The sequence below is a fragment of the Enterocloster citroniae genome (assembly GCF_040545455.1).
Lineage (GTDB): Bacteria > Bacillota > Clostridia > Lachnospirales > Lachnospiraceae > Enterocloster > Enterocloster citroniae.
In genome coordinates, this window is record NZ_JBEPLZ010000017.1 from 1 (window position 1) to 25,111 (window position 25,111).

At 50.4% G+C, this 25,111-nt stretch carries 26 protein-coding genes and 2 pseudogenes; 11 read left to right on the top strand and 17 right to left on the bottom strand.

Translation table 11 applies throughout. The features are described from left to right. Positions 1-89: 89 nt before the first annotated feature. The 5 genes and pseudogenes from ABID13_RS19115 to ABID13_RS19135 form a co-directional block, all read right to left on the bottom strand. Positions 90-233, bottom strand: a pseudogene (locus ABID13_RS19115) (recombinase family protein); the annotation flags it as partial. A 145-nt stretch (positions 234-378) separates the two neighbouring features. Then, a complete protein-coding gene (locus tag ABID13_RS19120) occupies positions 379-573 on the bottom strand; it encodes a hypothetical protein (RefSeq protein WP_002334813.1) in 195 nt (64 codons plus the stop codon). A gap of 71 nt (positions 574-644) precedes the next feature. Further along, positions 645-1,589 (bottom strand): MobV family relaxase, encoded by a 945-nt coding sequence (gene mobV / locus ABID13_RS19125; RefSeq protein WP_032548335.1) that lies wholly within the window; start codon positions 1,587-1,589, stop codon positions 645-647. A 182-nt stretch (positions 1,590-1,771) separates the two neighbouring features. Further along, entirely contained in the window at positions 1,772-2,167 is a 396-nt protein-coding gene (locus ABID13_RS19130) for a replication initiator protein A (RefSeq protein ID WP_002584984.1), read from the bottom strand. A gap of 111 nt (positions 2,168-2,278) precedes the next feature. After that, positions 2,279-2,692 carry a cysteine-rich VLP domain-containing protein gene (locus ABID13_RS19135; protein ID WP_048929681.1) on the bottom strand — a complete coding sequence of 138 codons (414 nt, stop codon included), beginning with the start codon at positions 2,690-2,692 and terminating at the stop codon, positions 2,279-2,281. A 454-nt stretch (positions 2,693-3,146) separates the two neighbouring features. Here ABID13_RS19135 and ABID13_RS19140 point away from each other — a divergent pair, with 454 nt between their 5' ends. The 4 genes from ABID13_RS19140 (at position 3,147) to ABID13_RS19155 (ending at position 5,879) form a co-directional block, all read left to right on the top strand. Beyond that, complete coding sequence (locus ABID13_RS19140; RefSeq protein WP_021434975.1) at positions 3,147-3,452, top strand: hypothetical protein; 306 nt, start codon at positions 3,147-3,149, stop codon at positions 3,450-3,452. A 34-nt stretch (positions 3,453-3,486) separates the two neighbouring features. Next, positions 3,487-4,287: a helix-turn-helix domain-containing protein gene (locus ABID13_RS19145; protein WP_021434974.1), complete on the top strand. Its 801-nt coding sequence runs from the start codon at positions 3,487-3,489 to the stop codon at positions 4,285-4,287. Positions 4,288-4,323: 36 nt separating this feature from the next. Then, entirely contained in the window at positions 4,324-4,839 is a 516-nt protein-coding gene (locus ABID13_RS19150; protein ID WP_021434973.1) for a hypothetical protein, read from the top strand. Between the two features lie 173 nt (positions 4,840-5,012). Further along, a complete protein-coding gene (locus ABID13_RS19155) occupies positions 5,013-5,879 on the top strand; it encodes an aminoglycoside 6-adenylyltransferase AadE (RefSeq protein ID WP_001255868.1) in 867 nt (288 codons plus the stop codon). Between the two features lie 628 nt (positions 5,880-6,507). On the opposite strand, the pseudogene ABID13_RS19160 reads toward ABID13_RS19155, so the two are convergent. Beyond that, a pseudogene (locus ABID13_RS19160) lies at positions 6,508-6,630 on the bottom strand (helix-turn-helix domain-containing protein); the annotation flags it as partial. Positions 6,631-6,992: 362 nt separating this feature from the next. Between ABID13_RS19160 and hcp the strand changes: the two are divergent. The 3 genes from hcp to ABID13_RS19175 all read left to right on the top strand — a co-directional run bounded on the left by hcp (position 6,993) and on the right by ABID13_RS19175 (position 10,484). Continuing rightward, complete coding sequence (gene hcp, locus ABID13_RS19165; RefSeq protein ID WP_007861382.1) at positions 6,993-8,630, top strand: hydroxylamine reductase; 1,638 nt, start codon at positions 6,993-6,995, stop codon at positions 8,628-8,630. Between the two features lie 325 nt (positions 8,631-8,955). Continuing rightward, a complete protein-coding gene (locus tag ABID13_RS19170; protein ID WP_045092750.1) occupies positions 8,956-9,504 on the top strand; it encodes a DUF6323 family protein in 549 nt (182 codons plus the stop codon). 32 nt (positions 9,505-9,536) lie between these two features. Next, complete coding sequence (locus ABID13_RS19175) at positions 9,537-10,484, top strand: DUF6179 domain-containing protein (RefSeq protein WP_053095346.1); 948 nt, start codon at positions 9,537-9,539, stop codon at positions 10,482-10,484. Here the strand turns inward: ABID13_RS19175 and ABID13_RS19180 are convergent. The 4 genes from ABID13_RS19180 to ABID13_RS19195 form a co-directional block, all read right to left on the bottom strand. Then, positions 10,473-11,378, bottom strand: coding sequence for a Cof-type HAD-IIB family hydrolase (locus ABID13_RS19180; RefSeq protein ID WP_048929680.1), 906 nt, complete (start codon positions 11,376-11,378; stop codon positions 10,473-10,475). The two genes, ABID13_RS19175 and ABID13_RS19180, sit on opposite strands and share 12 nt — an antisense overlap. 63 nt (positions 11,379-11,441) lie before the next feature. Continuing rightward, on the bottom strand, positions 11,442-11,984 hold the full coding sequence (locus ABID13_RS19185) for a GNAT family N-acetyltransferase (protein ID WP_045092748.1): 543 nt from the start codon (positions 11,982-11,984) through the stop codon (positions 11,442-11,444). 87 nt (positions 11,985-12,071) lie between these two features. Further along, a complete protein-coding gene (locus tag ABID13_RS19190; RefSeq protein WP_048929679.1) occupies positions 12,072-12,590 on the bottom strand; it encodes a permease in 519 nt (172 codons plus the stop codon). Continuing rightward, a complete protein-coding gene (locus ABID13_RS19195) occupies positions 12,587-13,075 on the bottom strand; it encodes a hypothetical protein (RefSeq protein WP_007861396.1) in 489 nt (162 codons plus the stop codon). The genes ABID13_RS19190 and ABID13_RS19195 overlap by 4 nt, the downstream gene beginning before the upstream one ends. 204 nt (positions 13,076-13,279) lie before the next feature. Here ABID13_RS19195 and ABID13_RS19200 point away from each other — a divergent pair, with 204 nt between their 5' ends. From ABID13_RS19200 to ABID13_RS19210, 3 genes are all read left to right on the top strand, one after another. Beyond that, positions 13,280-13,789, top strand: a complete 510-nt coding sequence (locus ABID13_RS19200; RefSeq protein ID WP_048929678.1) for a PAS domain-containing protein — start codon at positions 13,280-13,282, stop codon at positions 13,787-13,789. A 91-nt stretch (positions 13,790-13,880) separates the two neighbouring features. Further along, positions 13,881-15,347: a GntR family transcriptional regulator gene (locus ABID13_RS19205; protein ID WP_048929677.1), complete on the top strand. Its 1,467-nt coding sequence runs from the start codon at positions 13,881-13,883 to the stop codon at positions 15,345-15,347. Positions 15,348-15,403: 56 nt separating this feature from the next. Next, entirely contained in the window at positions 15,404-17,470 is a 2,067-nt protein-coding gene (locus ABID13_RS19210) for a thioredoxin domain-containing protein (RefSeq protein ID WP_048929676.1), read from the top strand. Positions 17,471-17,547: 77 nt separating this feature from the next. Here ABID13_RS19210 and ABID13_RS19215 read toward each other — a convergent pair whose 3' ends face one another. Genes ABID13_RS19215 through ABID13_RS19240 form a run of 6 tightly spaced genes read right to left on the bottom strand, consistent with a single transcriptional unit; the run spans position 17,548 to position 22,464 of the window. Continuing rightward, complete coding sequence (locus tag ABID13_RS19215) at positions 17,548-18,285, bottom strand: phosphatase (protein WP_007861401.1); 738 nt, start codon at positions 18,283-18,285, stop codon at positions 17,548-17,550. A 40-nt stretch (positions 18,286-18,325) separates the two neighbouring features. Further along, positions 18,326-19,168 (bottom strand): metallophosphoesterase family protein, encoded by an 843-nt coding sequence (locus ABID13_RS19220; RefSeq protein WP_007861403.1) that lies wholly within the window; start codon positions 19,166-19,168, stop codon positions 18,326-18,328. A gap of 33 nt (positions 19,169-19,201) precedes the next feature. After that, positions 19,202-19,984 (bottom strand): phosphonate ABC transporter, permease protein PhnE, encoded by a 783-nt coding sequence (gene phnE, locus ABID13_RS19225; protein WP_007861405.1) that lies wholly within the window; start codon positions 19,982-19,984, stop codon positions 19,202-19,204. Next, the gene (gene phnE, locus ABID13_RS19230) at positions 19,981-20,760 is read right to left on the bottom strand and encodes a phosphonate ABC transporter, permease protein PhnE (protein WP_007861407.1); all 780 of its coding nucleotides are present in this window, start codon (positions 20,758-20,760) and stop codon (positions 19,981-19,983) included. The genes phnE (ABID13_RS19225) and phnE (ABID13_RS19230) overlap by 4 nt, the downstream gene beginning before the upstream one ends. Then, positions 20,750-21,523, bottom strand: a complete 774-nt coding sequence (gene phnC, locus ABID13_RS19235; RefSeq protein WP_007861409.1) for a phosphonate ABC transporter ATP-binding protein — start codon at positions 21,521-21,523, stop codon at positions 20,750-20,752. The genes phnE (ABID13_RS19230) and phnC overlap by 11 nt, the downstream gene beginning before the upstream one ends. Before the next feature lie 23 nt (positions 21,524-21,546). After that, positions 21,547-22,464, bottom strand: a complete 918-nt coding sequence (locus ABID13_RS19240) for a phosphate/phosphite/phosphonate ABC transporter substrate-binding protein (RefSeq protein WP_040415860.1) — start codon at positions 22,462-22,464, stop codon at positions 21,547-21,549. Between the two features lie 277 nt (positions 22,465-22,741). Here ABID13_RS19240 and ABID13_RS19245 point away from each other — a divergent pair, with 277 nt between their 5' ends. Beyond that, the gene (locus ABID13_RS19245; RefSeq protein ID WP_048929675.1) at positions 22,742-23,443 is read left to right on the top strand and encodes a cyclic nucleotide-binding domain-containing protein; all 702 of its coding nucleotides are present in this window, start codon (positions 22,742-22,744) and stop codon (positions 23,441-23,443) included. 95 nt (positions 23,444-23,538) lie between these two features. Here ABID13_RS19245 and rny read toward each other — a convergent pair whose 3' ends face one another. Next, positions 23,539-25,089, bottom strand: a complete 1,551-nt coding sequence (gene rny / locus ABID13_RS19250) for a ribonuclease Y (RefSeq protein ID WP_007861413.1) — start codon at positions 25,087-25,089, stop codon at positions 23,539-23,541. Positions 25,090-25,111 lie beyond the last annotated feature (22 nt).

A 25,111-nucleotide genomic window follows, 5' to 3' on the forward strand; every position in this document is an offset into this window, starting at 1 on the left:
CCGACGTAAAGAGTTATGCTATCTAACATACATCAAAAAGAGGTAAGATAACACCCTCTGCAAAAAAGGTATCGTTATCTTACCTCAACAAAGTTCGTTCCAGACCATCCATCGTCGATATATTCATCTATGACATTCAGGCCATGCTCGGCGGCATATTGCCGGAGCATCATGCGTTGTGTCTGAATACTCCCGCTTTCTCCTTGCAGTTCATCGTCCCGGCTCAATCTCATATAAAGCGCCGTGTTGTAAATCGTAGTATTGTAAGGTTGTTTCACCGTTAAAAATCCTCCTTCTAAAGAAACAACCCACGCTTACAATACTTTTGCTCTATGGCAATTATATCATAAGCGTGGGCGTGTTATCAATGATGGGCTATCAGGTTGAAGCGGCTTTTTCTGCGGTATGCCGCACCACATCTACAATCAGATCACCGAGGGGCTTCCCGCCTGCGGCGAAGTGTTCGGAGATTTTTATACGGTTGTTCCCACATACAAAATACTGCGTGCCGTTCTCTGCTTGTATGACCTGCCCTGTCCGGGGTGTAAAAATATCGCTTTCGCTTTTTGCCATCCAGTGTCCTCCATATTCAGTTTTCAAGGTACAATGCCGCACAGAGGCGGCGAAAATTTCTGCTTATACTATCACCTTTCCTTTACCGTGTGCCGCTGCTGCCGTTTCAGTTCCGCTAGTATATCCGGCGGGATACGGTCAACCAGCCGCTGTAAATTGTCCAGTTCGCTTTTCAGCTTTGCCCGTTCCATCGTATCTTTCATCTTGCCTTTTTCACTGGCCTTTGCCCTTGCTTCCAACTTCTCATTCTCCGCCAACAGGTCATTGATTGTGACCTTGTACTTTTTCAACTGCCCGGAGAAGTTCTCCATCTGCGGGAACCACTTTTTCAGCATGGAGAGGGCTTCCTCTTTTTTCTTTCCGGCGTTCAGTGGGTTAATGCCGTCAAGGGCGGCTTCAATGGCTCTGGCCTGTTTGGAGAGGGAAACCGCCTGTTTGAAAAGCCGGGTGGGGATATGCTTCCGGCCTGTCTTGCTGGCACTCTCCCCACGCTCCAAGTCGGGATATTTCTCCACCATATAGGCGTGAAAATCGTCCTGCCACTTCGTCAGGTTTGCCCGGTTGCCGATAATCTCTTTAGCGCACAGGCGGTTGTCCTTTGTCAGCGGAACAAAGGTCAAATGCAGGTGGGGCGTTTTCTCGTCCATGTGTACCACCGCCGACACGATATTTTCCCGTCCTACCCGGCCAATGAGGAAGTCCGACGCCCTTTGGAAGAACGCCTGTATCTCCTTTGGGGATTTCCCCTTAAAAAACTCCGGGCTGGCGGTTATCAGCGTATCGACAAACCGTGTGCTGTCCTTGCGGGTTCGGCACCCGGCCTGCTCGATACGGCTCTGAATGAAGTGGTAATAGCGTCCCGACCGCTTGACGATATGGAAGTTGTATTTACTCCGGCTTGTGTCAATGTCGGGGTTGCTGGCGTATTGTTCTTTCTGTCTTTCGTGATGGGCTTCCAGCGGCCTTGCCGGGTTGCCCTTGTGCTTCTCAAACCGTAAAATTGCGTGTTGTGCCATTCTGCTCCTTTCCCCATTCCTTTCCTATCCGGGGTTTTCCACAGGGAAAATCCCGCAGAAAATAGCTCGGATAGGATTGGAATGGATAGAATATAAATCAATCTTTTTATCTTTGTATTTCTATATACCGTCCGGTTTTCGTACGTCTCAGGAGTGATTTCCGTACTTCATGGGTACGGTTTTCAGTCCTCCGGCGTACCAGAACGGGATTTCTTGAAGTCGGTGTTTGGAACCGCTTCATAGGATTTTGGGAAAATGCGGTTGGGTTTTCCACATCCCTGCTTCTGGATCTCCACCAGTCCGGCATATTGCAGTTCCCGCAGGGTGTTCACCGCTTTCTGCCGCCCACAGTGGAGCAGGTCAACCACCTCGCAGATAGGGTAATACAGGAAAATCCGTCCGCAGTCATCCGCCCACCCATTCTTGCGGGACAACTCTGTCCGGCGCAGGATAAAGGCGTACAGAACCTTTGCCTCGTTGGACAGGGGCTTGAATGTGGGGGCTTCAAAGAGGAAATTTGGGAGCCGGGTGAAGCTGAACGCCTTTTCCGGCTGATGGATATAGATGGTATTTGTCATAGTGCGTTTTGTGGACGGTTAGAAGCCCGTTTTCCGGGGTGGGCGATACTTTATACCACCCGCCCCGGTTTGGGGCTTGCAAAGCCTGATAAATCAAGGCTTTTTTCGCTCCTAACTGTCCACAGCAGACCTCCTTTTCCGTTCACTTTCTGTTTTCTGCCGCCTGTGAACTCTGGCGGCACAGCCGGGGCAGTATTTTGCCCGGTTGGATTTAGGAACGAACACACCGCCGCAGACCGCACAGCGTTTCAAGTCCTTATCCCGGAAAATCTCCGCTTCCAGCGTCCCGTCCAGCGGCAAGACCGCCCAGCGAAACCACTTACAGCAGACCGAGAAAGAAACCGTCTGCGGGCAGGTGCAGGTGTCCCCATCGTCAAGGACAATGCAGTTGCCGTCCTCACAGCAACAGCACTCCCGGCGTATCAGGCTGGCCGCCTGTTTCTTCTGCGCCGGTGTCATGCGGTAAAGGGAACCGTTCGGCCTGCGTTCCAGCGGCGGCAAGTCTTTATAGGGGTTATCTCTCATGCGTTCCCTCCATTTTGCTTTCCGTTGCCGTTCTCCCCGAAAAGGTTTCCTGCCCCATGCCTGCGGCGTGTTCCCAACAGGGGCCCCCACAAAGTCGTCAGACTTTGTGGGGAGAGGAGCCGCAGCGGAGCGAGTGAGCTTTCGCCCTCTGGCGGAAGCGAATGATACGCAGCTTGCGGCGACGAGGCACGCTCCCCGCAACTTCGGGACAATTGTCCCGAAGTCCGGCTCCTTGCGGTGCTTCCCCAGCCGGGGTATCCCTTTTCGGACGGTCATTCTGTTTTCAAGGTGCTGTCCATCGATGAACTACCCTAAGTCTACACCTAAATGACCGCCCGTCCCGTATATCCAAGAGGTAGGAAATCCGTCCGGAAAACTCCCTATTTCCACGCTCTCGGAATTGTGGTAGAATGGAAACAACGGAACGACAAATCGAAATTGAACGAGGTGCAGGATGAAAACAGTTACAATATGTGGAAGTATGAAATTTGAAACAGAAATGCAAAGGATAGCATTTCTGTTAGAAACAAAACATAATATGAATGTTTTACAATGTGTATATAATGTAGATAATTTGGATATTACACCTATGGAACAGGTCTCTCTTGAAAATGCGCATTATAGAAAAATCGAACTCTCCGATGCAATTTATGTTGTGGATATTCAAGGATACATTGGAAATCAAGTTTCAAAAGAAATTGCGTTTGCAAAAAGTAAAGGAAAGAAAGTCATTTTTCATTCGGCATACAGAGGAAATTAATTTCCCGTTTATTGAACAAACAAGGAGGGAGAGCATGGAGTTATCCATACAGGAACGGCTAAAAGACCTGCGTGTGGAGCGTGGGCTGACATTGGAACAACTTGCGGAGCAGACCCATCTCTCCAAGTCTGCTTTGGGCAGTTATGAGGGGGACAAGTTCAAAGACATCAGCCACTATGCCCTTATTGAGTTGGCAAAGTTTTATGAAGTGACCGTTGATTATCTGCTGGGCCGCTCCCAAACAAAAAATCACCCAAACGCCGATCTTGCAGACCTGCGTTTGAGCGACGATATGATTGAACTATTGAAAAGCGGGCGGGTGGACAATTCCCTTTTGTGTGAACTGGCGACCCACCCGGATTTTCCCCGGCTCATGGCCGACCTTGAAATCTATGTGAACGGCGTAGCGGGAAAGCAGGTGCAGAGTGCAAACGCCATTGTGGACGCTGTGAGTGCAACGATTATGAAACAGCACAATCCCGGCTTGACTGACCCGCAGTTAAGGCAGCTTATCGCCGCCCATATTGACGACGACAGCTTTTGCCGCTATGTGATACAGCAGGATATAAACAAGATAGCCCTCGACCTGCGGGAAGCCCATAAGGACGATTTTTTCAGTGTCCCGGAGGACAACCCACTGGAAGATTTCTTGCAGACCGCAGAGGAAACCACCAGCCCGGACAGCGACCCGGAGCAGGCGGCTATGGCATTTATCTGTAAGCGGCTCAAGCTGAACTATGGGAAACTGTCAGAGGAAGAAAAGAAGTGGTTGAAAAAGATTGCACAGAAATCGGATTTGCTGAAAAATCCAAAGCCGCAGCGGGGACGCAAGTAAGAGAATAATAAATCAGATTATATGGAGGTATTGGTTATGAAAAAGTGGTTACTGATAATTTCAGCGACTGTTATTTGCGTTGCTGCCGCTTTTTTATATTTCTTTAGTTTAACTCCCAAAAGAGATACCATTACCAGCAGAGAAAGCATATTGAACACCGCAATTTCAAAAGGGAATGAATGGACTATCGCAAAAGAACTGGAACTTGGCGGTTATATCGTGAGTGGAGCATACAGTACAGATAATAAATCTACACTTGCTATCTTTGAACCAACAGGAAATGGAGACTACAAATTTAGTACATCAACAAACCGAAATAGTGATGAGATTATTGTCGGTGGCGTTGCAATAAACGGAGAATGGTATGATTTAATTTGGTTTAATGGTGCTAAAACAGAGTATGCTGAAATCACTTATACAATAAATGGACAAGTGCAAGATACATTGAGATACAACACAGATGATATGGATATTATCTCAATTAAAAACCCAGAAAAAGAGTATTCCATTCATGTGGCTTACTATGACAATGATGGAAATAAATACGAATAAATTGTTTTTCATCGAGAAAATAGCAAAGCCAGCCGAGCCAGTCAACGGTCAAGATGAACGGCGCATTTCATGCGCCGCCGTTGACAGTCCCGCCCGTCTTTGCTAAAGGGTAATCAAGGCGGGAAAGCCCTAAAATGGCTTCACACCTATTTCAATAATTGGAGGAGATAAAAATGAGATCAGAAAAGGAAGTTTATGATATTGTTTTGAATTTTGCAAAAACAGACAAACGCATTCGCATGGTTACTTTGGAAGGATCTAGAACAAATACAAATATTCCGCCTGATGATTTTCAGGATTTTGATATTACTTTTTTTGTTACGGATATGGACAGCTTCACAAGTGATGATAAATGGCTAGATATATTTGGTGAAAGGTTGATTCTGCAAAAGCCGGAAGATATGGAATTATTTCCAGCTGTAGAAAAGGGATTTTCATATTTAATGCTGTTTACTGATGATGTTAAGATAGATTTAACTTTGCTGCCGCTGGAACTGATAGACGAGTATTTTACATGGGATAAACTGGTAAAGTTACTGTTGGATAAAGACAACCGTATCGTAAAGCCGCCAATACCAACGGATATAGACTACCACTTGCAGAAGCCTACTCAAAGAATGTTTGACGATTGCTGTAATGAATTTTGGAATACTACAACATATGTAGTAAAGGGCTTATGCCGCAAAGAAATTCTTTTTGCTATTGACCATATGAATGATATAGTACGAAAAGAATTGCTTCGCATGATTTCCTGGCTGATTGGTATCAAACAGGGATTTCATTTCAGTTTGGGAAAAAACTATAAATTTATGAAGCAATATGTCCCAGAGGAATTGTGGGAACGACTTATGTCCACTTATAATATGGATTCCTATCCCCATATGTGGGAATCCTTTGAACAATGTATGGCATTGTTCCGGGAGGTTTCGTCAGAAGTGGCATGCCAGTTGGATTACCAGTATCCACTATATGATGAAAAAATCAGTAATTATGTGATTCGGCAAAAGAAAAAATATGGCATTGAAGATGATAACAAATAAAATTTTTTCAATCGAAAAAATTTATTTTGATTATTCAATTTTGAAAAACTGAATACCTCAAAATCAGAAAGAGCGCGGCCAAGCACTTTGAGGGATTGGCCGCCTTGTCCACCCATCCAGCGGGGCGGCGGGCGGCGGTCAAGGCCGGGTGTAACCCCGTTCATTTCAGCCTTGACGGTTGCCCGCTGTCCTGCTACTTTTCCGGGAGTGTGGCCACAACTTCGGGACACTTTGTCCACAAGTCGGAGCGTAGGACGAGGGACGGGGGCTTTCATATACGCTCTGTCTGCTGATGAAACCAGACCTGCGCTTGCGGCTCCACGCCACGCAAGCACAGCCCTGTTTTCTTGCCGCTTCAAATCTTGCCGCTTCAAATGCCCTTGCCCTCCCCGGCGGCAACGGCATTTTCACGACAACGCCGACAGAGCGTATAACACACTACACTTTGCTTCGCAAAGTCGTGTGCCAAATGGGGGCGTTGCCCCCTTTGGAAACCCCCACAAGAAAAGGCGATATGCTACCCCTCCACGGGGCGCATACCGCCTTTTCTTGTTATCCAGCCCTCCGGCTGTATTGGTTGAGCAAAAGTCAGCGTGGGATTGGTGTGGTATCTTTATCTAAGTGAACCCCCCCTCTCCCATTTTGAGATCGTCTTGTCACTGATGTTCATGGCATCAGCCAGCTGCTTCTGAGTCCATTTCTTTTCTTTCCTCAGACCCGCAATCAGCCCCCCTACCTTGGCGCAATCCATCATGCCCACCTCCGTTTACTATAATATTGGCAACAGTTCAGGATAGCGGGAAAATGGGGCAAAAGCGGGTGATAAACTTGCTTATAAGTCCGTTTTTGCATCCATTTCCACATCGGATGTCCTGAACCGTTGCATATGTTGGAACATTTATTTCCAAACCCTCTATGGAACAATTCCCAAGCCCTCTATAGAATACCCCCATACGCGCCGGATTACAATCAACGCTCCGTAGAGTCAGCGCTGGACAACCGAAAAATATTTTTACATTGTGTTGTTTCAACAACATACATGTTGTTTTGATTATATTATACTAAAGCCAACACAATAAAAACCTTGGGAAATCAAAAGGAGGATCCATCATTATGGAAAACAAAATGTTCTGTTACCAATGTCAGGAAACCGCAGGATGCACCGGATGTACCCGGGTGGGGGTCTGCGGCAAGAAGCCGGATGTGGCCGCCATGCAGGATCTGCTGGTCTATGTGACCAAGGGCCTGTCCGCTGTCACCACCGCGCTGAGAAAGGAAGGCGCTGAGGTCCGTCCTGAGATCAACCACCTGATCACATTAAACCTGTTTACCACCATTACCAATGCCAATTTTGACAAAGAGGCCATTGTCAGCCGTATCCGCGCAACCCTGGATACCAAGAAGGAACTGCTTTTACTGGTAAAAGACATGGATCAGCTTCCCGATGCAGCCCTCTGGTCAGGGGACGATTCTGCATTTGAGCCAAAGGCAGCCACGGTGGGCGTGCTCTCCACGGAAAATGAAGACATCCGCTCCCTGCGGGAACTCATCACCTACGGGCTTAAGGGACTGTCCGCCTACTCCAAACACGCCAATGTCCTTTTAGAGGAGGATGTCCAGGTGGATGCGTTCCTGCAGCGCGCCCTGGCCTCAACGCTGGATGACACCCTTACCGCTGATGACTTGGTAGCCCTGACTCTGGAGACCGGCCGGTACGGCGTGTCCGGCATGGCCCTGCTGGACAAGGCAAATACACAGGCCTTTGGAAATCCTGAGATCACCAAAGTCAATATCGGTGTGGGAACACGCCCCGGAATCCTGGTTTCCGGCCATGACCTGCGGGACCTGGAAATGCTTCTTGAGCAGACACAGGGAACCGGCGTGGATGTATATACCCATTCGGAAATGCTGCCCGCCCACTACTATCCGGCTTTTAAGAAATATCCCAACTTTGTGGGCAACTATGGCAATGCCTGGTGGAAACAGAAGGAGGAATTTGAGTCCTTTAACGGCCCCATCCTTATGACCACCAACTGCATCGTCCCCCCAAAGGACAGCTATAAGGACCGCCTTTACACCACCGGTGCGGCCGGATTCCCGGGCTGCAGGCACATTCCCGGCTCCATTGGGGAGGAAAAGGACTTTTCTGAGATCATCCGGCACGCAAAGCAGTGCGCGGCTCCCGCAGAGATTGAGACAGGCGAGATCATCGGCGGCTTTGCCCATAACCAGGTGCTGGCCCTGGCCGACCAGGTTGTGGCAGCTGTAAAATCAGGCGCCATTAAAAAATTCGTGGTCATGGCAGGATGTGACGGCCGGGCAGGAAGCCGCAGCTATTACACAGACTTTGCAAAGGCCCTGCCAAAGGACACGGTTATCCTCACCGCAGGCTGCGCCAAGTATAAATACAACAAACTGGATCTGGGCGACATTGGGGGAATCCCCCGCGTGCTGGACGCCGGACAGTGCAACGACTCCTATTCCCTGGCAGTGATCGCCCTTAAATTAAAGGAAGTATTCGGCCTGGAGGATATCAACGACCTGCCCATTATCTATAACATTGCATGGTATGAGCAAAAAGCTGTCATCGTACTCCTTGCCCTGTTATACCTGGGAGTTAAGAACATCCATTTAGGCCCCACACTGCCTGCTTTCTTAAGCCCCAATGTGGCTAAGGTGCTGGTGGATAACTTCGGCATCTCAGGCATCGGCACCGTGGATGAGGATATGAAGCTGTTCTTTGGGGAATAAATTCCTTATGCCCCACAAACTGATCCATCCATAAGAAAAGGGCGCTGCACTCAAATTCAGTTGATCCCACCCCATATCCCGTCTCCCGTTCCGGCGTCAGGACATGAAAATACCGGCGTCATCAACGCCGGTATGGGATTTCTTAAAATTGTTGCTATCTGCTGGTATGCCTGCAGATCACCTCTGATAACGCCCTGCTTGTGCTTGGCGCCATGCTTTTTCTATTTTCCACACCATTATAATACCACAAAAACGGCCTAAATACAAGACTTGTAATGGTCTCCCACCCGCCGTATAATGGGTGTCCACAAGAAGGAGGACACATATGGAAGAAGAAAAAGATTTCTATGAAATGCTGTGGCAGGGAAAGCAGTCCCAGGAGCTGGCAAGGCTGGCAGCATGCAACGAGGACACGGCCCGCTTTGGACTGTCCCTGTCCCAGGAAGAAGCCCTGGAGCTGGCAGCGTGCAGGAATGAAAGCCTGAGGAAGTGGAGACGCGTGGAATTTGGAAAAGGGATCCTGGAAACCCTCATATGGACATTCTGTGACTCCCCCTATCTGGAACAGGACAACTATATGGAAATGCTGGCCCGGCTCCAGGATATTTTCTATGAGTTCAAGGACAGCACCGCTGACCGCGTAACAGACCGGGAGCTTTTGAATTTTATGAGGGAGCAGTTTGACGAAGTATGCTTCGGAGACGCAGACTATCTGGAAGATACCTGCCTGGACCGTTTTGCAGCAGGTGTACGGGCCGGATATTCCGGATACCAGCAAAGCGAGGGCCGCGGAGTATACGAACAGTTCAGCGGCGAAGCCAGGTGGGATAAAGGCTTGTATCTCCAGGCCCTAAAAGACCTGTGCTGGCGTTAATCCCCCATTCCCGGCTATGAAGGAGGTTATCAATGGAATATCACATCGAACGTCTGCTGCCCATTGTGGCAGAACTGTCAGTCCGCTACACGTCCGGGGAGAGCTGCTCTGTCTCCTACGAGGCAGCCCAGGCCCTGATGGAGGCTGTTATTTACTGTATCCGTGAGTGCGTAACAGATACAGAACACGGAATCAGCGCCGGGCGCATGCCCCATGAGAGGGAGCTCTATGACCGGGGTGCACATCTCGTGATCCAAAAGACCCTGCAGGCCAAGGAAATCTATGAATCCATCCTTCCATGTTTTCATGATTACGGCTGCGCGAACTACAGGGATACCATATTAAAGGGAATGCCTGAATTCTTTGTCCGGTATGATCCCGTCTTTTTCCCGGGAAACCATTTGCTGACACTGGATTATCCGCTGCTTAACAAAACTGCCTGTCTGGATGGTTCCGCCTGCCAGGACCTGCTTCCCCAGCAAAATGGCCCCAGACCCCTAAGCCCCCTAAGAGGCATTGATCTGATTTTTAAATACCTGAAATCCATTGCCATGGAGGTGCATTTCCTGAACCGCTTCCATCCTGACACCATATGCAGGCTAATGGAACGGGTATCGCCGGATTACAGGGAGCTTTACCTTGACAATCTGTGTGAGCCGGTCCTTCTCTGTACGGTGAGCCGCCTGCTGGCAGCGGAGGCAGCCGGGTCGGATTTTTCCGCCCTAAGGGCTTTGGATATACCTCTGCTGACCGTTGAAGAATGCAACCTGCTGCGGACCCGCTTCCTATCTTCTTGCGTGGAAGAGATCTGCACATGCATAAAACCCGCGATCCGCGCAGCAGTCAGCCGGATTCCGGGAGCCGGTCCATATTTTGAACAGGCTGCTTCCGATTATGCTGTGCGGATACGCTTTGGAATTGATTCCGACTGTCTGGAAACAGTGCTCTACGCTTCAAACCAGACCCAATCATTTTCCTAACCCATTTTCCGATTCATTTCCCCAATCCGTTTCTCCAAACACATACGTTCTGATCGCCCAGGCCACCCCATCCTCCTCATTGGAGAGGGTGCGGTACCGGGCCGCTTCCAGGATGCACGGCATGGAGTTGGACATGGCAACGGTCCAGCCAAAGTCCTGGGTAAACATGGACAGGTCGTTGTCGCTGTCCCCCAGGACCATCACGTCCTCCAGCGGGATCTGCTTTCGCCCGGCATAATACTTAAGGGCCAGTCCCTTTTGGGCATTTTTTCCAGTGACCTCGATATTGGTGGGAAAGGAGGAGGCCACTGCCAGCTCCGCATAGGCCTGGAATTCATCTTTTATCTCCATCACGGTTTCCTCCGCCAGGTCATCGGCACATATTTTATAGACCGACACCTGGGAAGGGATCTCCGAGGAATGCCTGATAAAGGTGATGGAGTCCATCCGCTCCTCAACCCGTTCCCGAAGCAAAGGCGGCAGCCGGCCGGGATCCGCTATGCCGCCGTTCCAATGCCTGCACAGTTCGTCCAGCACCGCCTCCCTTTTTGAAGTGCTGTACCATCCGCCGGACGTCATGAATTTCATGGTTGCCCCCCGGCTTAGAAGCACTGCCTCGGCATCGGCCACATCCTGCCGCGCCATGGGTATTTCCAGCAGCCGTTTTCCTTCCCTGTCATAGACGGCAGCGCCGCTGAGGCAGATAAACCCACACTTGATCCCCTTGCTTTCCAGCAGGGCTTTGGCTCCGCCATAATCGCGGCCGCTGCATATTATAAACTCCACTCCATACTCATCCAGAGCCTGAATGGCCCTGATATTGGCCTCTGAAACATCAGAATGCCGATCCAGGAGCGTGCCATCCATATCGGACGCAATTAAACGTATTCCCACAAAGTTCCTCCTTCATCATCCCTGCCCCATATGTATTGGGGTGTTTTCTTTCTGTCCAGCTGCCTATAACAGCTTTTGATACAGTTCAAACCGATCCAGGCCGTATTTGCCGTATCCCAGATCCACTGTATCAATATACTGAAAGCCATACTTTCTGTACAGCCTGATCGCCGGCAGATTCTTTTCATATACATCCAGGCGTACGGCCTTTGCCCCCTCGGCTTCTGCGTGGCTTATGATAAAATCCATCAGCTGCATTCCCACCCCTTTGTTCAGATAATCCGGGTGGACCGCTAGGGTGTACACCACCAATATGTCCCGGTAATCCAGGTCCGTATGCCAGTCCGCCTTCTCATATCCCGGCTCAGGCTCACGGCGCAGGATCACAGTCCCCGCAATAGGCCCCGGTTCCCGGTTCCCGCACTCCCTGGCCACATACAGGCACCCTTCCCCGATCCCGCTCTCAGCAGTGTCCCGGGCCGGATAGATACCGCTGATCCATCCGGGATAATTAATATGTTTTCCCAAATGCTCATGTAACCTGCCATACAGCTGTTCCAGCTCGTCCGTATCAGCCGCTGTTCCCTTTTCGATCACCGTTGTCATATGCTGCTCCTCCGTTTACCCCAATGGGAAATTCACCTTTCCCCTCTCTTCATTATAAACAGTTTTTTACTTTGGCACAATCGTATTTTAGGATTGGTTCCTTCTGTACATCTCCTCCCTTTCCGTTTGTGTCAGCGCCCTCTCCACCAGGGCCGCTATGGCAAACACCGCCAGAAGATTCATTAAAAAGCGGCAAAGGGAAAACGCAGCTCCCAGGGAAGATATCTCAAACAGCAAAAGAGGGATCCGTACGCTTGCGCTGGAACACAGGAAAATGAGTACATTGGATATCCTGCCCCCCTTTTTCAGGAGCATGCCGGCAATGGGCAGCAGTGCGTAAATAGGCACCGCAGTTACAATCCCAATCAGCAGTGAGATGGCCATACCCCTAAGCCCGGAATCCGTTCCCATGATCTGCATCATTTTTTCTTTCTCCACCCACACGTCCATCAGGCCTACGCACAGAAAAACAGGGATCAGATTCCACAGAAACTGAACCGTCCCCTTTCCCGTATACACAAGCACATCCTTGGCTCCATCCGGCCGGATCACAATCAATACAGCGATCAGGGCCGCTGCCAGCCCCCATATCCTCTTGTTCTTCATGCCAGGATCACCCCCAATGCCCAGGATGTGATAAATGCGGACACAAAGAAAAAAAGGTTGCGCAAAATAGAAGCCTTCACTCCCAGATACCGTATCTCCAGTGGAAGCGTGGCAATTCCCACCGTGGTGAGCGTGGAGATAAACACTGCCATCTGGGGAATACCAGCCCCGCTTTCAAGGAGCCGGGAGACCATAGGAAACACTGCCAGCACCGGTACCAGGGCAACTGCTCCGGTCAAGGCTGACAGGACCATTCCCCTGAAACCGGACCCGGTTCCGATCACGTCCCGGATCATCCCCGGTGTCACGGCTGTAAATAGAATGCCCGTGATCAAAAGGATGGTGAGAAAATGGGGCAGCACTCCCAGAAACATGCGAAACCCCTTTTTTACTGCCTGATTTGTCTTTTCCCGGTCCTTACGGAAGGATACGGCCAGACAGGCTGCGGCCGCTCCATATAAAAGCCCTGTAAATGTCAGATTCATTGATCTACCTCCTGTTATTTCCTGTTTTGCCCATTATAATTTAAAACCATTAAAAAGTACGTTGCACAGGCAACCAAAGAGGCAAATCACCCTATTGCTTTTATTCCGTTTATTAGATATAATATGATCAAGGTAGATTTTCATATTGTTTGCTAAAGGGATCTATCCATTATTTTTACACCGACAAAGGAGAACAATTCAAATATGGTACTTCAGAATAATACATCGATTAACAGTGATCCCAGCAGGTCTGCTGCAGCTCCCACCAACAAATCCAACAAAATAATGGCCGGTACGGACAGCAGTATCATCAAGTGCATATTGGATGAAGATCTGACCATTCTGGTGGCAAACGCGTCCTTTTATAAGGAGATCGGCTATACCAAGGAGGATTTTCTTTCCAATTTTATGGGTCTGCGCCAGTATTTAGGCCAACACACCAAGGAATTTGACAAATTAAGGCTTGCGCTGACAGAGGCCGCGGCCAATGGAAGCAAGCATCTTGTCACAGCCTGCCTTCTGCCAGCAAAGGATGGAAGACTTTTATGGTTCCGTCTGAACATTATGTTAACCGGCGCCACAGCCAACAGCCGTCCCATGTTCTCCGCATCCCTGTCCGACATCACCGAACAGACGGATGCAGCCGAACCAAGGATGCAGTACCTCCACTGGATGATGGATGAGTATTCACGGGCTGTATGCTCCGCCTATTGACACCGGGCATCTTCCCTGTCTCCTGCTAAAGCATGGATTTCTTACCATGTTTTTTCAGCAACTATAAATACTCATGAAAGGAAGACGTCCCATGTCCAATTCCAACAGCAGGGAACGGACCATTTATCGGAGCCTGGCAGGAAAAATACAGCTGGGCTTTTATGATAATGAAACCCGCTTTCCCTCTGCCAAGGAAATCGCCAGCCAGTATCAGGTATCCTACTGTCCTGCCCAAAGGGCCCTTAAGATGCTTGAACAGGGTGGCCTTATTAAGCTTTGCCGCGGAAAATCCACTGCGATCCTTGACAAACCATACAGGGATTACCTGGAAAGCCCTGTTTTCAAACAACGTGCCCATTCCCTCTTAGATGTGATACGGACCCTGAATTTAATCCTGCCGGACCTCTGTTTATACGGCATGATCCACGGTGACAGCCGCCACCTGTCCGTACAGCCGGGTGACAGAAAGGCTCTCAGCATCCCCGGCAGATATCTCTACCAGCAGTTTGAAAATTCCTTTCTGGCCCTTGGAAGCCGGACCGCCCTCAGTCTCTATTATGACATCAGCTCATTTGCCGAAAGCGCCCTGCTGGATATCCTTTACTCCAAGCTGGGAAGTTCCAAAGCAGATGACCTGATGACGGATGTATCAGCGGAATACGATTACTGCGTCCGGAACAGCAGAGCGCTTCCCCCTGTCCGGATCAGGCAGCGCCTGGAGCATTTAAGCGGTATCTTTTATGGAATCATAGAATCTTACCTGCTGGAAGTCCCCGGTATCACGGCACCGGGTCAGAGGGAGGTCTTTTCCTGGGCGCCCCGCAAGGGACGCACACGGTACTGCGATACCCTGGCGATCAACATTGTATGTAAAATCAATCAGGGTGTTTATCCTGTTGGAACGCTTTTGCCAAGCGGGTCAGCGCTGGCAGATATCTACCATGTATCTGAGATCACCATGCGCAGGACCATCCATCTGCTGAACCAGCTGGGAGTGGTCAAGACCTTGAACGGAATCGGCACGCGGGTCATTTCCGCCAGCGGGCCTGAGCTCCTCTATAAGATCAGGGAACTGATGATGGAAGATCATCTCAGGGGTTTTCTGGAAGCCCTTCAACTGCTGGCAGTGACCTGCGAGCCTGTTATCATGCATTCATTTCCCTATTTTTCACAGGAGGCTGTGGACAGCATTGCTATGGCTGCCTCTGTACCGGATACAAAGGAGTCCACTACAGCTGTGCTCAACGCCGTGATGCAGGCAGTGATCCGTTTCTGTCCCCTTATGACCATACGGGACATCTACCGCAAGATCACACTGTTTTTGTCAGAGGGAAATGTCCTGCGCCCGGAAGTAACAGGTCCCGGGCCGGTCAGCGGATGGAACATGATCTCCCACAGGATACAGGAAAGCTGTGCTGCAAAAGACAGCGCATTGCTGGCAGGGACATTCCGGCTTTTGTCTGAGAGAGCCTTTCTGTCAACCAAACATGCACTTCTTGAATTAGGGATCAGTCAGGCAGAGGAGGTGGCCGGTGAGACTTTCCTGATTTCCGGTTAAGATCCGAAAAACCGCGGATACTATTCCCAAACGATCAGGAAAAGAGAGGAAGCAATATGCCCAATCATCTGTACAGCGAAAAATCCCCTTATCTGCTGCAGCACAGCGAAAATCCTGTGGACTGGTATCCCTGGTCCGACCAGGCGTTTCTCAAGGCGCAATCAGAAGGAAAACCGGTGTTTTTAAGCATCGGATACTCCACATGCCACTGGTGCCATGTGATGGCACACGAATCCTTTGAAGACAAAGAAATCGCCCGGATCCTAAATACCCATTTTGTGCCTGTGAAAGTGGACCGGGAGGAACGCCCGGAGATTGACATGGTATATATGTCGGTCTGCCAGGCCATGACAGGCCGGGGGGGATGGCCCCTTACCATCATCATGACGCCGGATAAAAAACCGTTTTTCGCAGGAACTTACCTGCCGCCCAGGTCCAGGTATGGGATGACTGGGCTGACGGAACTCCTTGAAAAGGTGTCCGGGCTTTGGGAGACAGACCGGGAACAGCTGCTTCAGATGAGCCGGCAGGTCATGTCCCTGATCCACGGCAGGGAAGGGAATGGGGCGGATGGGATGGGAACGGCCGGAGATGGGATGGATGGCACGGGAACGGCCAGGGATAGAACGGAAGATTCTGTATCATGGGAACTGGCTCATGAAGGATTTAAGGAGCTCAGCGCCATGTTTGACAAAAAACACGGCGGTTTTGGCCGGGCTCCCAAATTCCCTGCTCCCCATAACCTTCTGTTCCTAATGATGTACTACGCTGCGCGGGATGAGGATCATGCCATGGACATGGCGGAACAAACGCTGACAGCCATGGCCCGGGGCGGGATCCACGATCAGATCGGCGGAGGCTTCTCCCGTTATTCCACGGATGAAGCCTGGCTGGTTCCCCATTTTGAAAAAATGCTGTATGACAATGCCCTGCTGGCCCTGGCTTACCTGGAAGGATACCGGCTCACGGACAATCCCTATTACAGGCAGATCGCGGAAAGGATCCTGCTCTACGTGGAACGGGAATTAAGTGACAGTGACGGAGGATTCTACTGTGGTCAGGACGCTGACAGCGAGGGGGTGGAAGGAAAGTTTTATGTATTTTCAAAAGATGAGATCAGACAGATTCTGGATACCCCCCGGGAATATGATGATTTCTGCCAGTGGTTCGGCATTACGGAAAAGGGGAACTTTGAGGGGAAGAACATTCCCAATCTCCTTCACAACCCCGGCTATAAAGATACCTTCCCTTTCATGGGTCCGATCTGCAAAAAGGTATATGATCACCGTATCAAACGGATGGCTCTTCACAGGGATGATAAGATTTTGACTTCCTGGAATTCAATGATGATCACGGCTTATGCAAAAGCCGGTCTGCTGCTGGATCAAAAGGCCTATGAGAAAAAGGCCCGAAATGCTCAGATGTTTGTGGAACAGCATCTGGTGGATGAAAACCACAGAATGTTTGTGAGATACCGGGACGGCGAACGCGCCTTTCCGGGCAATCTTGACGATTATGCCTACTACTGCCTGGGGCTGCTGGCACTGTATGAGGCCACACTGGAGGTGGATTACCTGGAACTGGCCCTTAAAAGGGCGGCGCAGATGGCGGACCTGTTCTGGGACAGCCGGCAGGGAGGCTTTTACTTTTACGGCAGGGATGTCCAGGAACTGATCCACCGGCCAAAGGAGATCTATGACGGAGCTGTTCCCTCCGGAAATTCAGCCGCCGCCCATGTGCTTCTTGCACTGGCCTCCCTCACGGCAGAACCAAGATGGCAGGAGTTTGCAGACCGGCAGCTGGCATTTCTTGCAGCCGGTGCAAAGGGGTATCCCTCGGCCCACTGTTTCTCTCTCATGGCGTTTATGAAAGCCCTCTCCATATCCCGGGAGCTGGTGTGTGTATCGGCAGACAACAAGGCGCCGGATGAGCTTTTTGATTATATGAGGAGGCAGAAAAAAACGCCTATCTCCATTCTGTTTAAGTGCCCCGGGAATGAGGATCGCCTGTCCCGGATCGCTCCGTTTACAAACGCTTATCCCATTCCCGGGCAGGGAGTTCTTTACTATCTGTGTGAGAACCACACATGCGGCGTTCCCGCATCCACCCTGCCCGTATCATAATGCGCGGCGCCTGTCTCTGCCCGTATCATATTGCGCGGCCCGTCCCTGCCCGTATCATATTGCGCGGCCCGTCCGGCTCAGGCTTCCAGGCAGCGCCTCTTTCTTCTCCGGGCCAAAAGGTCCAGGAATCTCTCTGTTGAAGTATTGGCCACCAGTTCCTCCGGGAAATCCACCTCCCGGAGCACCTGGGGCGCCTGGTCAAACAGGCCCACCGCACCCGCATAGTGGGCGTCCGTACCCATGGAAACAGGGACCTGGTACTGTTTGCACAGCTTAAGCATGGTCTTCATATTCTCCCTGGTATTCAGACGGTAAAATGCTGTCTTTACAGAGGAGTTGTTGATCTCCAGCAATACCCCCTGCTCCTTTGCCTTTTTTACAAGACGTTCAAAATCCACCGGGATGTATCCGTCCTCCGGATGCCCGATGATATCCACATATGGATTTTCCATGGCCTTTAAATAGGCCTGTGTGTTTTCCTCCATGGTCCCGGCTTTTGTGCAGGCAGTGTGGAAGCTGGCAATACACAGGTCCTGCCGCTTAAGGATCTCCTCATCCAGATCCACATTTCCCTCAAAGTCCAGTATGTTCAGCTCCACCCCATAAAGCATACGGACACCGTACATTTCCCCGGGCAGCACATGATAGTTCATAAAATGCAGCTTATGGCTGGAATCCGCCAGGGCCGGGCCGTGGTCCGTGATGGCCAAAAGCTCCAGTTTCCTGTCCGCCGCCGCCCTGGCCATCTCCGCCACTGTGGAGTAGGCGTGGGCGCTGGCAATGGTGTGGGTGTGGGTATCTAAAACCAATCTCATGTTTAATTACCTCCTAAAAAAACTGCACCCTGAAGTTTCCTTAAAACGTCAGAGTGCCCAGTATACGGCCATTTGCAAAGGTCTCGCTTCTGCTCATCCTGACCATACCCTCTTCTATCCTGTAACTATTATAACCGTACTTTTCCTGGAACCGCACCTTCCCGCCTCCCACGTTATCCCCGCAAAAGGACAGGCTGTCCGCAATGTGGCAGGGACGTCCCGCGGCCAGGCCCGCGTAGTGGTGATGGGTATGGCCGCATAGGATCAGGAAGATCCCGCTGTCCCCGATCAGTTCCAACAGTCTGCCGCTTTCCGGCAGGGGCGGGATCTGCCCCTGTTCGCACAGCAGATGGTGGTGGGTTACCAGGATGGCCGGGTGGTTTCCCACTTCCTTTAAGGCAGTCCTGAGCCAGTTGAGCCGTTCCTCGTCCAACCTTCCGTCCGGAACCCCCTGAGCCGAGGTGTCAAAGGAGATCACAGCAGTCCCATCCACCCACTCCACCTGGTGATAGGGCCGGCTGTCACAGGAACCTGCAGTTCTTTCTCCGTCCGTCCCCTCCTTTAACCACCCTTCCCTGAAGCTTTGTTTGTTATCATGGTTACCCAATGTCACCACCAGGGGAACATCCCCGATCCGCTCCCTGATATGGTGTTTCAGGCTTCTGTAATCCTCTGCGTTCCCATCTTCCGTCAAATCGCCGGTGACAACCACCAGATCTACCGTCTCCCGGTCCCCTGCCACCCGGTCCAGGCATTCATCCAGGAAAACCGTGGGGTTCTGCATGGCGGACAGCATGTTCTGATATCCATCTCCATTGGCGTTCCTGAACCCTTTTCCAAATTCTCTCCTGTAATGAATGTCTGACAGATGTAAAATATACATTTCCTATATCCTTTCCTTTTTCTGTCTCAGCCCCTATTTCAGCTTTTTGCGAATGTAACCTGCCAGGCTGTCAATGGCAAATACCGCCACGATCACACCGATCAGGATCACGCTCACCTTATCCCAGTTTCTGGCCTGGATGGCAAATACCAGAGGCGCTCCAATACCGCCCGCTCCTACCAGTCCCAAGGTGGTGGCGCTTCTCACCGCGATCTCAAAATGGTTCAGTGAAAGGGAGCTGTATATGGGCATAAGCTGTGGGATCCTTGCAAAAAACATGGTCTGCCAGAACCCGGCGCCAACGGCCGTCATGGCCTCCACCGGGCTCTCCTCCATGGCCTCCATTTCCTCGGTATACAATTTGCCCAGCATACCGATCTGATGGACGCCAATGGCCAGCACGCCTGCAAAGGGCCCTGGTCCTACCATCTTAACAAAAATAATGGCATAAACCAGCTCCGGGAATGCCCGCAGCACATTACAGACAAATTTCCCTGCCTTGGCCACCCAGGGATAGGAACGCCACAGGTTGGATGAGCTTAAAAGCGTAATGGGAAGGGCCAGGATCGTTGCAATGGCTGTTCCCAAACATGCGATCCCCAGTGTGAGAAGCAGAAGGCTGATCAGATCCTCCCCGCTTCCGTCATAGATATATCCCCAGGCCGGCTTTGCCAGTCCCCGGAACACATCCCCTGCCATGGATGGTGAAAAATACGCCAGGCCTGAATAATCAATCCCTGCAGCGGAGTAGACCAGAACCGCCAGCACCACGGCTGCGATCACCCATTGTTTCCTTGTTCTCTTATCCGTCATCATGCCAGCCTCCTTCTGATCGCCTCGCTGAGGCCGTCCACGGCCGCCACCACCACAAGGATCAGGAGAATGATGATGGACACCCTGTCGTACTGGAGCAGGGCCAGGGATGAATTAAGGATGATCCCAATTCCTCCCGCGCCCACATAACCCAATACCGCGGAGGCACGCACATTTACCTCCAGGGCATAGAAGGTATACCCGGCCACCTGGCTCATGATCTGGGGTGCCACGGACCAGAACGCAACCTGCACCTTGTTGGCCCCCACTGACACGGCAGCCTCAATAGGCCCCTCATCTATGGCTTCTATGGCCTCATACACAAGCTGGGAAACCAGACCAAAGGTAAACACGGCAATGGTCATAACGCCTGTAAACTCCCCGATCCCCACAATAGCAACCATCAGGGCTGCCAACAGCAAATTGGGTATGGTGCGTATAATGTCCAAGAAAAACCGGATCGCTGATGTAACCACACGGTTTCCCGTCACCACGGTGGTGCCTAAAAATGCCACCGGCACTGCAAACACCACCCCCAGGGCAGTTCCCACCACCGACATCTGGAGGGTGGAGATCATGGGACCGATCAGCTTGGGAATATAGGAAAAGTCAGGTTTCAGAAAGCGGGACAGGAAGCCGGACATCTGCTCCAGGTTTCCGAACACATCCAGGATATCCGCCTCTGTGACCCCAGCGCTTGCCGCAACACACAGGCCGATCACAAGCACAATGAACAGATGCTTATACCAGTTGAAATGGATGGTATCTTTAAGCTTCATCGGCAGCCCCTTCCTTTTCACTTCCAATATCCTTTCCGTAAATCCGTTTCAATTCTTCTGAAGTGAGTTCTGCCGGGGTCCCGTCAAAAATAACCCTGCCCGCCTGGAACCCCAGGATCCTGCCTGCAAACTCCTTTGCCAGCTCCACGGAATGGATGTTGATGATCACTGTCTTTTTCATATTCCGGTTGATCTGTCTCAGGTCTTCCAGGATCTTTCTTGTGGTCACCGGATCCAGGGATGCCACCGGCTCATCCGCAAGGATGATATCCGCCTGCTGCACCAGGGTCCTGGCAATGGATACACGCTGCTGCTGCCCGCCGGAAAGCTCATCACTCCTGGAGTGGAGCTTGTCTAAAAGCCCCACCTTTTCCAGTGCCTCACTGGCCAGCCTGTAATCTTCTTTGGAAAATATTCCCAGAATGCTCTTCCAGGTTGGATAATATCCCAGCCGCCCTGAAAGGACATTCTTTTGCACCGTGCTCCTCTTTACCAGATTAAATGTCTGGGAGATCATGCCGATATGACGCCGGATGACCCTTAGCTGTTTTTTCCCTGCCCTGGTTACCGAGACATCGTTGATACGTATATCCCCTTCCGTAATATCATGCAGACGGTTGATGGAACGCAGGAATGTACTTTTCCCAGCGCCGCTGAGGCCGATCACCGCCACCAGCTCGCCATCTCCAATGGACAGGTCCACCTGGTCCAGCCCCTTTACGCCGTTGCTGTATATTTTGGAAACATGTTCAAATATAATCATAACGCGTCCCTTTCCATCCAACCTTACTCAGCTGCTTTTGCCGTATAGTCCTTTACCGTATCATACACAGAGTCATTTGCTTCCTCATATCCCTTGTGGTTCCATAAGGACATGGCCTCCTGGCCTGCTTCATCATCTTTCATGTTCAGGAACACTTCCTTGACCTTTTCCTTTAATTCCGGCTCCATATCTGTCTGGACCGCAATGGCGTCATTGGGAATGTCCCCTTCCGTGAGGTAGAGGACCCTTAAGTCCTTCAGCAGGTCATGATCTGAAAACTTGGACGCAAACACGTTCCTGGCGCCCTCAAAGACAAAGCACGCATCCTGCTGCCCGCTTAAGACAGCGGTCATCTCACTTGGGATATCATTGACCGTGGTGAGGGTGCAGTCCTTGGTTGGGTCAATTCCCAGATCCTTCATCTCCGCAACCGGATAAATATAACCGCTGGCCGAATTGGGGCTTAATGTGGCGATTCTTTTGCCCTTTAGATCCTCCAGTGTCTGAAGGTCACTGTCTGCCTTTACCAGCACCTCTCCCTTAAAGGTTCCGCTGAGCTTTCCCTCCTCAGGAAGGCCTGTCTCATGGCTGTAAGCTCCCAGCTGTGAGGTCAGGATCGCCTGCGCCGCTTTCTGATCCCTGGCCTGCACATAGGCGGCCGGAGGCATGATCCCGATATCCACCTTTCCTGAAGCCATGGCTTCCACAATGGTGGAATAATCAGTGGCCAGTGTTACATTTACTTTACATCCCAGCTTTTCAGACAGGTATTCTGCAAAGGGTTTTGCCTTTGCCTCCATGGAACCGTCATTATTGGTGGGTACAAACTGAACATTTAACTCCTTTGCCCCGGCAGATGCCTCTTTTTTACCGCCGCATCCGGCCAGCGCCAGCAGGCTTAACCCCAATGCTAATGTACAGACCACAACTTTCTTTTTCATGTCCCTGTTTCTCCTTTCGATGATACCGCTGTTTTCTTTGTCTGTTACCACTCCCAGCGCACAGGGGAACACACGGTTGTGCACTGAGGGCATATGAATCATAAAAAGTATACCAGACTGATTTCCCATTGCAAAATGACCTATGTCACATTTTGTATAATGTTTACTTACATTTTACGCCAATTTTCCAAAAAACCGCCTCCCGCTCTTGCGGCAGACCGAAACCTTGACTATAATGGGAGAGGAAAGGCCATCAGGCGGCAGAGGGAGGACTGACATGAGACGGGAGTATGATGAAGAAAAACTGCATTCTTATATCCGGGACAACCATCTTGAAAACTATATGTCCGCTGATATTTTTACCATCTCAGAACTGCTCCTGTTTGATAAAAATGATTATCTTGTGCAGGCCGGATATCCCGCCGACTACCTGTGTTTCCTTGTAAACGGAGAGGTCATCATCTCCTCCTGCTCCACCAATGACAAGAGTACCTGCATCAGCTACTGCCGTCAGTTTACCATTATCGGCGAAGCCGCCTCCCTGTGGCAGATGGCGCCCTGCCGCAGCGTCAAAGCCCTGACCCGGTGCACCTGTATCGGCATCAACCTGACCAAACACCGCCAGATTCTGTTAAACGATCTTTTGTTCCTGCAGAATATATGCCAGATCCTTACCTGCAAGCTGAACTCTGAGAACGAACTGTCCCAGACCTTGTCGGAACCGCTGGAGGTACGGCTCTCCCGTTTTGTCCTTACCTATTCCGTCAACCAGATCTTTACATTTCAGCTGACCAACTGCGCGGATATCCTTAACACCAGCTACCGCCACTTGCTGCGGATGTTAAAATGCTTCTGCGCCATGGGCGTCCTGGAAAAAGCCAGAAACTGTTATGTGATCGTGGACAGGAAACGGCTGGAGGAGATCGCAAACGGAACCCTTGTGATCGGAAATCCCCAGGGAGGGGAACCGGTCTCCTAAAGCGCGGCGGTATAATACCCATATAAAAAATGCCCTAAAACCTCAGAATCTTATATTCTTACGGTTTTAGGGCATTATCTTTGTTTTCTAATTCACTACTTCGCGTAGTCGGTAACCCGGCTCTCACGTATTACATTGACTTTAATCTGTCCCGGATACTCAAGCTCGTCCTCAATTCGCTTCGAAACATCTCTTGCCAGCAATATCATATCGTCATCGCTGATCTGCTCCGGAACAACCATGATACGAACCTCACGGCCTGCCTGAATAGCAAAAGACTTGTCCACTCCCTTAAAGGAGTTGGTGATATCTTCTAATTGTTTTAATCTGTTTGTATATGTCTCCAATGTCTCACGTCTTGCACCAGGTCTAGCAGCAGATATGGTATCAGCTGCCTGAACAATGCAGGAGATGAGGTTGGTGGGTTCAACATCGCCATGATGGGATTCCACTGCGTTCAGCACGGTTGCGGACTCTTTGTACTTCTTACAAAGATCTGCTCCCAGCTGTACATGTGTACCTTCCATATCATGGTCAACGGATTTACCGATGTCATGTAATAAACCGGCACGTTTTGCTAAACGTACATCCACTCCAAGTTCCGATGCCAGAAGTCCTGACAGCTGGGACACTTCAATGGAATGCTTAAGGGCATTCTGTCCATAGCTTGTCCTGAACTTCATCTTACCAAGTAACTTAACCAGTTCGGGGTGAATTCCATGGATACCAACCTCAAGACAGGCGGCTTCGCCTTCTTCCCTCATGTTGTTCTCCACTTCTTTCTGTGCCTTCTCTACCATTTCCTCAATTCTGGCCGGATGAATACGTCCGTCCACAATCAAACGCTCCAATGCAATTCTTGCAACTTCTCTACGTATTGGATCAAATCCGGATAACACAACTGCCTCCGGGGTATCGTCGATAATCAATTCCACACCAGTCAGGGTCTCCAAAGTACGGATATTGCGGCCCTCACGTCCGATGATGCGTCCTTTCATCTCGTCATTGGGAAGCTGTACAACAGAAACTGTTGTCTCGGCCACATGATCCGCGGCACAGCGCTGTATGGCTGTCACCACCAGATCCCTGGCCTTCTTGTCAGCTTCTTCTCTTGCCTTGTTTTCAAGTTCCTTAATTAATTTAGCAGTGTCATGTTTTACATCTTCTTCAACAGATTTTAAAAGATATTCTTTTGCTTGTTCGGAGGTTAGACCGGATATCCGTTCCAGTTCCTGTATCCCCTGCTCATACTGGGCTTCCACTTCAGCTGTGCGCTTACTGAGAACATTTTCCCTTCTGACCAGGTCAGCCTCCTTCTTTTCCAGGGCATCTGCCTTTTTCTCAACGTTTTCTTCTTTGCTTAATACACGTTTTTCATAACGTTGAAGTTCCGCTCTTCTTTCCTTGGTTTCCTTCTCTAATTCATTTTTCGTCTTTAAAGATTCTTCCTTGGCTTCCAGGAGAGCTTCTCGCTTCTTTGTCTCTGCGGTTTTTAATGCTTCATCTATTATTTCCCTTGATTTCTCTTCTGCACTTCCTACTTTGCTGTCGTACTGCTTACGCTCATAGTTACGTGCTGCAAACCAAGTAATAATAGCCACAATTATCATAGCGATAATCATCATAGGGACCATTATCTCTGACACAGGAGCACCTCCTTATTTAATT

Excerpts from the sequence above, each read along its gene's own strand:
- ABID13_RS19210 (WP_048929676.1), top strand. The coding sequence starts at position 15,404 with ATGCCCAATCATCTGTACAGCGAAAAATCCCCTTATCTGCTGCAGCAC.
- ABID13_RS19175 (WP_053095346.1), top strand. The coding sequence starts at position 9,537 with ATGGAATATCACATCGAACGTCTGCTGCCCATTGTGGCAGAACTGTCA.
- ABID13_RS19220 (WP_007861403.1), bottom strand. The coding sequence starts at position 19,168 with ATGTATATTTTACATCTGTCAGACATTCATTACAGGAGAGAATTTGGA.
- ABID13_RS19200 (WP_048929678.1), top strand. The coding sequence starts at position 13,280 with ATGGTACTTCAGAATAATACATCGATTAACAGTGATCCCAGCAGGTCT.
- ABID13_RS19120 (WP_002334813.1), bottom strand. The coding sequence starts at position 573 with ATGGCAAAAAGCGAAAGCGATATTTTTACACCCCGGACAGGGCAGGTC.
- ABID13_RS19140 (WP_021434975.1), top strand. The coding sequence starts at position 3,147 with ATGAAAACAGTTACAATATGTGGAAGTATGAAATTTGAAACAGAAATG.
- ABID13_RS19145 (WP_021434974.1), top strand. The coding sequence starts at position 3,487 with ATGGAGTTATCCATACAGGAACGGCTAAAAGACCTGCGTGTGGAGCGT.
- phnC (WP_007861409.1), bottom strand. The coding sequence starts at position 21,523 with ATGATTATATTTGAACATGTTTCCAAAATATACAGCAACGGCGTAAAG.
- ABID13_RS19130 (WP_002584984.1), bottom strand. The coding sequence starts at position 2,167 with ATGACAAATACCATCTATATCCATCAGCCGGAAAAGGCGTTCAGCTTC.
- mobV (WP_032548335.1), bottom strand. The coding sequence starts at position 1,589 with ATGGCACAACACGCAATTTTACGGTTTGAGAAGCACAAGGGCAACCCG.
- ABID13_RS19215 (WP_007861401.1), bottom strand. The coding sequence starts at position 18,285 with ATGAGATTGGTTTTAGATACCCACACCCACACCATTGCCAGCGCCCAC.
- ABID13_RS19155 (WP_001255868.1), top strand. The coding sequence starts at position 5,013 with ATGAGATCAGAAAAGGAAGTTTATGATATTGTTTTGAATTTTGCAAAA.
- ABID13_RS19245 (WP_048929675.1), top strand. The coding sequence starts at position 22,742 with ATGAGACGGGAGTATGATGAAGAAAAACTGCATTCTTATATCCGGGAC.
- ABID13_RS19170 (WP_045092750.1), top strand. The coding sequence starts at position 8,956 with ATGGAAGAAGAAAAAGATTTCTATGAAATGCTGTGGCAGGGAAAGCAG.
- ABID13_RS19205 (WP_048929677.1), top strand. The coding sequence starts at position 13,881 with ATGTCCAATTCCAACAGCAGGGAACGGACCATTTATCGGAGCCTGGCA.
- phnE (WP_007861407.1), bottom strand. The coding sequence starts at position 20,760 with ATGAAGCTTAAAGATACCATCCATTTCAACTGGTATAAGCATCTGTTC.
- ABID13_RS19185 (WP_045092748.1), bottom strand. The coding sequence starts at position 11,984 with ATGACAACGGTGATCGAAAAGGGAACAGCGGCTGATACGGACGAGCTG.
- ABID13_RS19150 (WP_021434973.1), top strand. The coding sequence starts at position 4,324 with ATGAAAAAGTGGTTACTGATAATTTCAGCGACTGTTATTTGCGTTGCT.
- ABID13_RS19135 (WP_048929681.1), bottom strand. The coding sequence starts at position 2,692 with ATGAGAGATAACCCCTATAAAGACTTGCCGCCGCTGGAACGCAGGCCG.
- phnE (WP_007861405.1), bottom strand. The coding sequence starts at position 19,984 with ATGATGACGGATAAGAGAACAAGGAAACAATGGGTGATCGCAGCCGTG.
- ABID13_RS19195 (WP_007861396.1), bottom strand. The coding sequence starts at position 13,075 with ATGAATCTGACATTTACAGGGCTTTTATATGGAGCGGCCGCAGCCTGT.
- ABID13_RS19240 (WP_040415860.1), bottom strand. The coding sequence starts at position 22,464 with ATGAAAAAGAAAGTTGTGGTCTGTACATTAGCATTGGGGTTAAGCCTG.
- ABID13_RS19190 (WP_048929679.1), bottom strand. The coding sequence starts at position 12,590 with ATGAAGAACAAGAGGATATGGGGGCTGGCAGCGGCCCTGATCGCTGTA.
- hcp (WP_007861382.1), top strand. The coding sequence starts at position 6,993 with ATGGAAAACAAAATGTTCTGTTACCAATGTCAGGAAACCGCAGGATGC.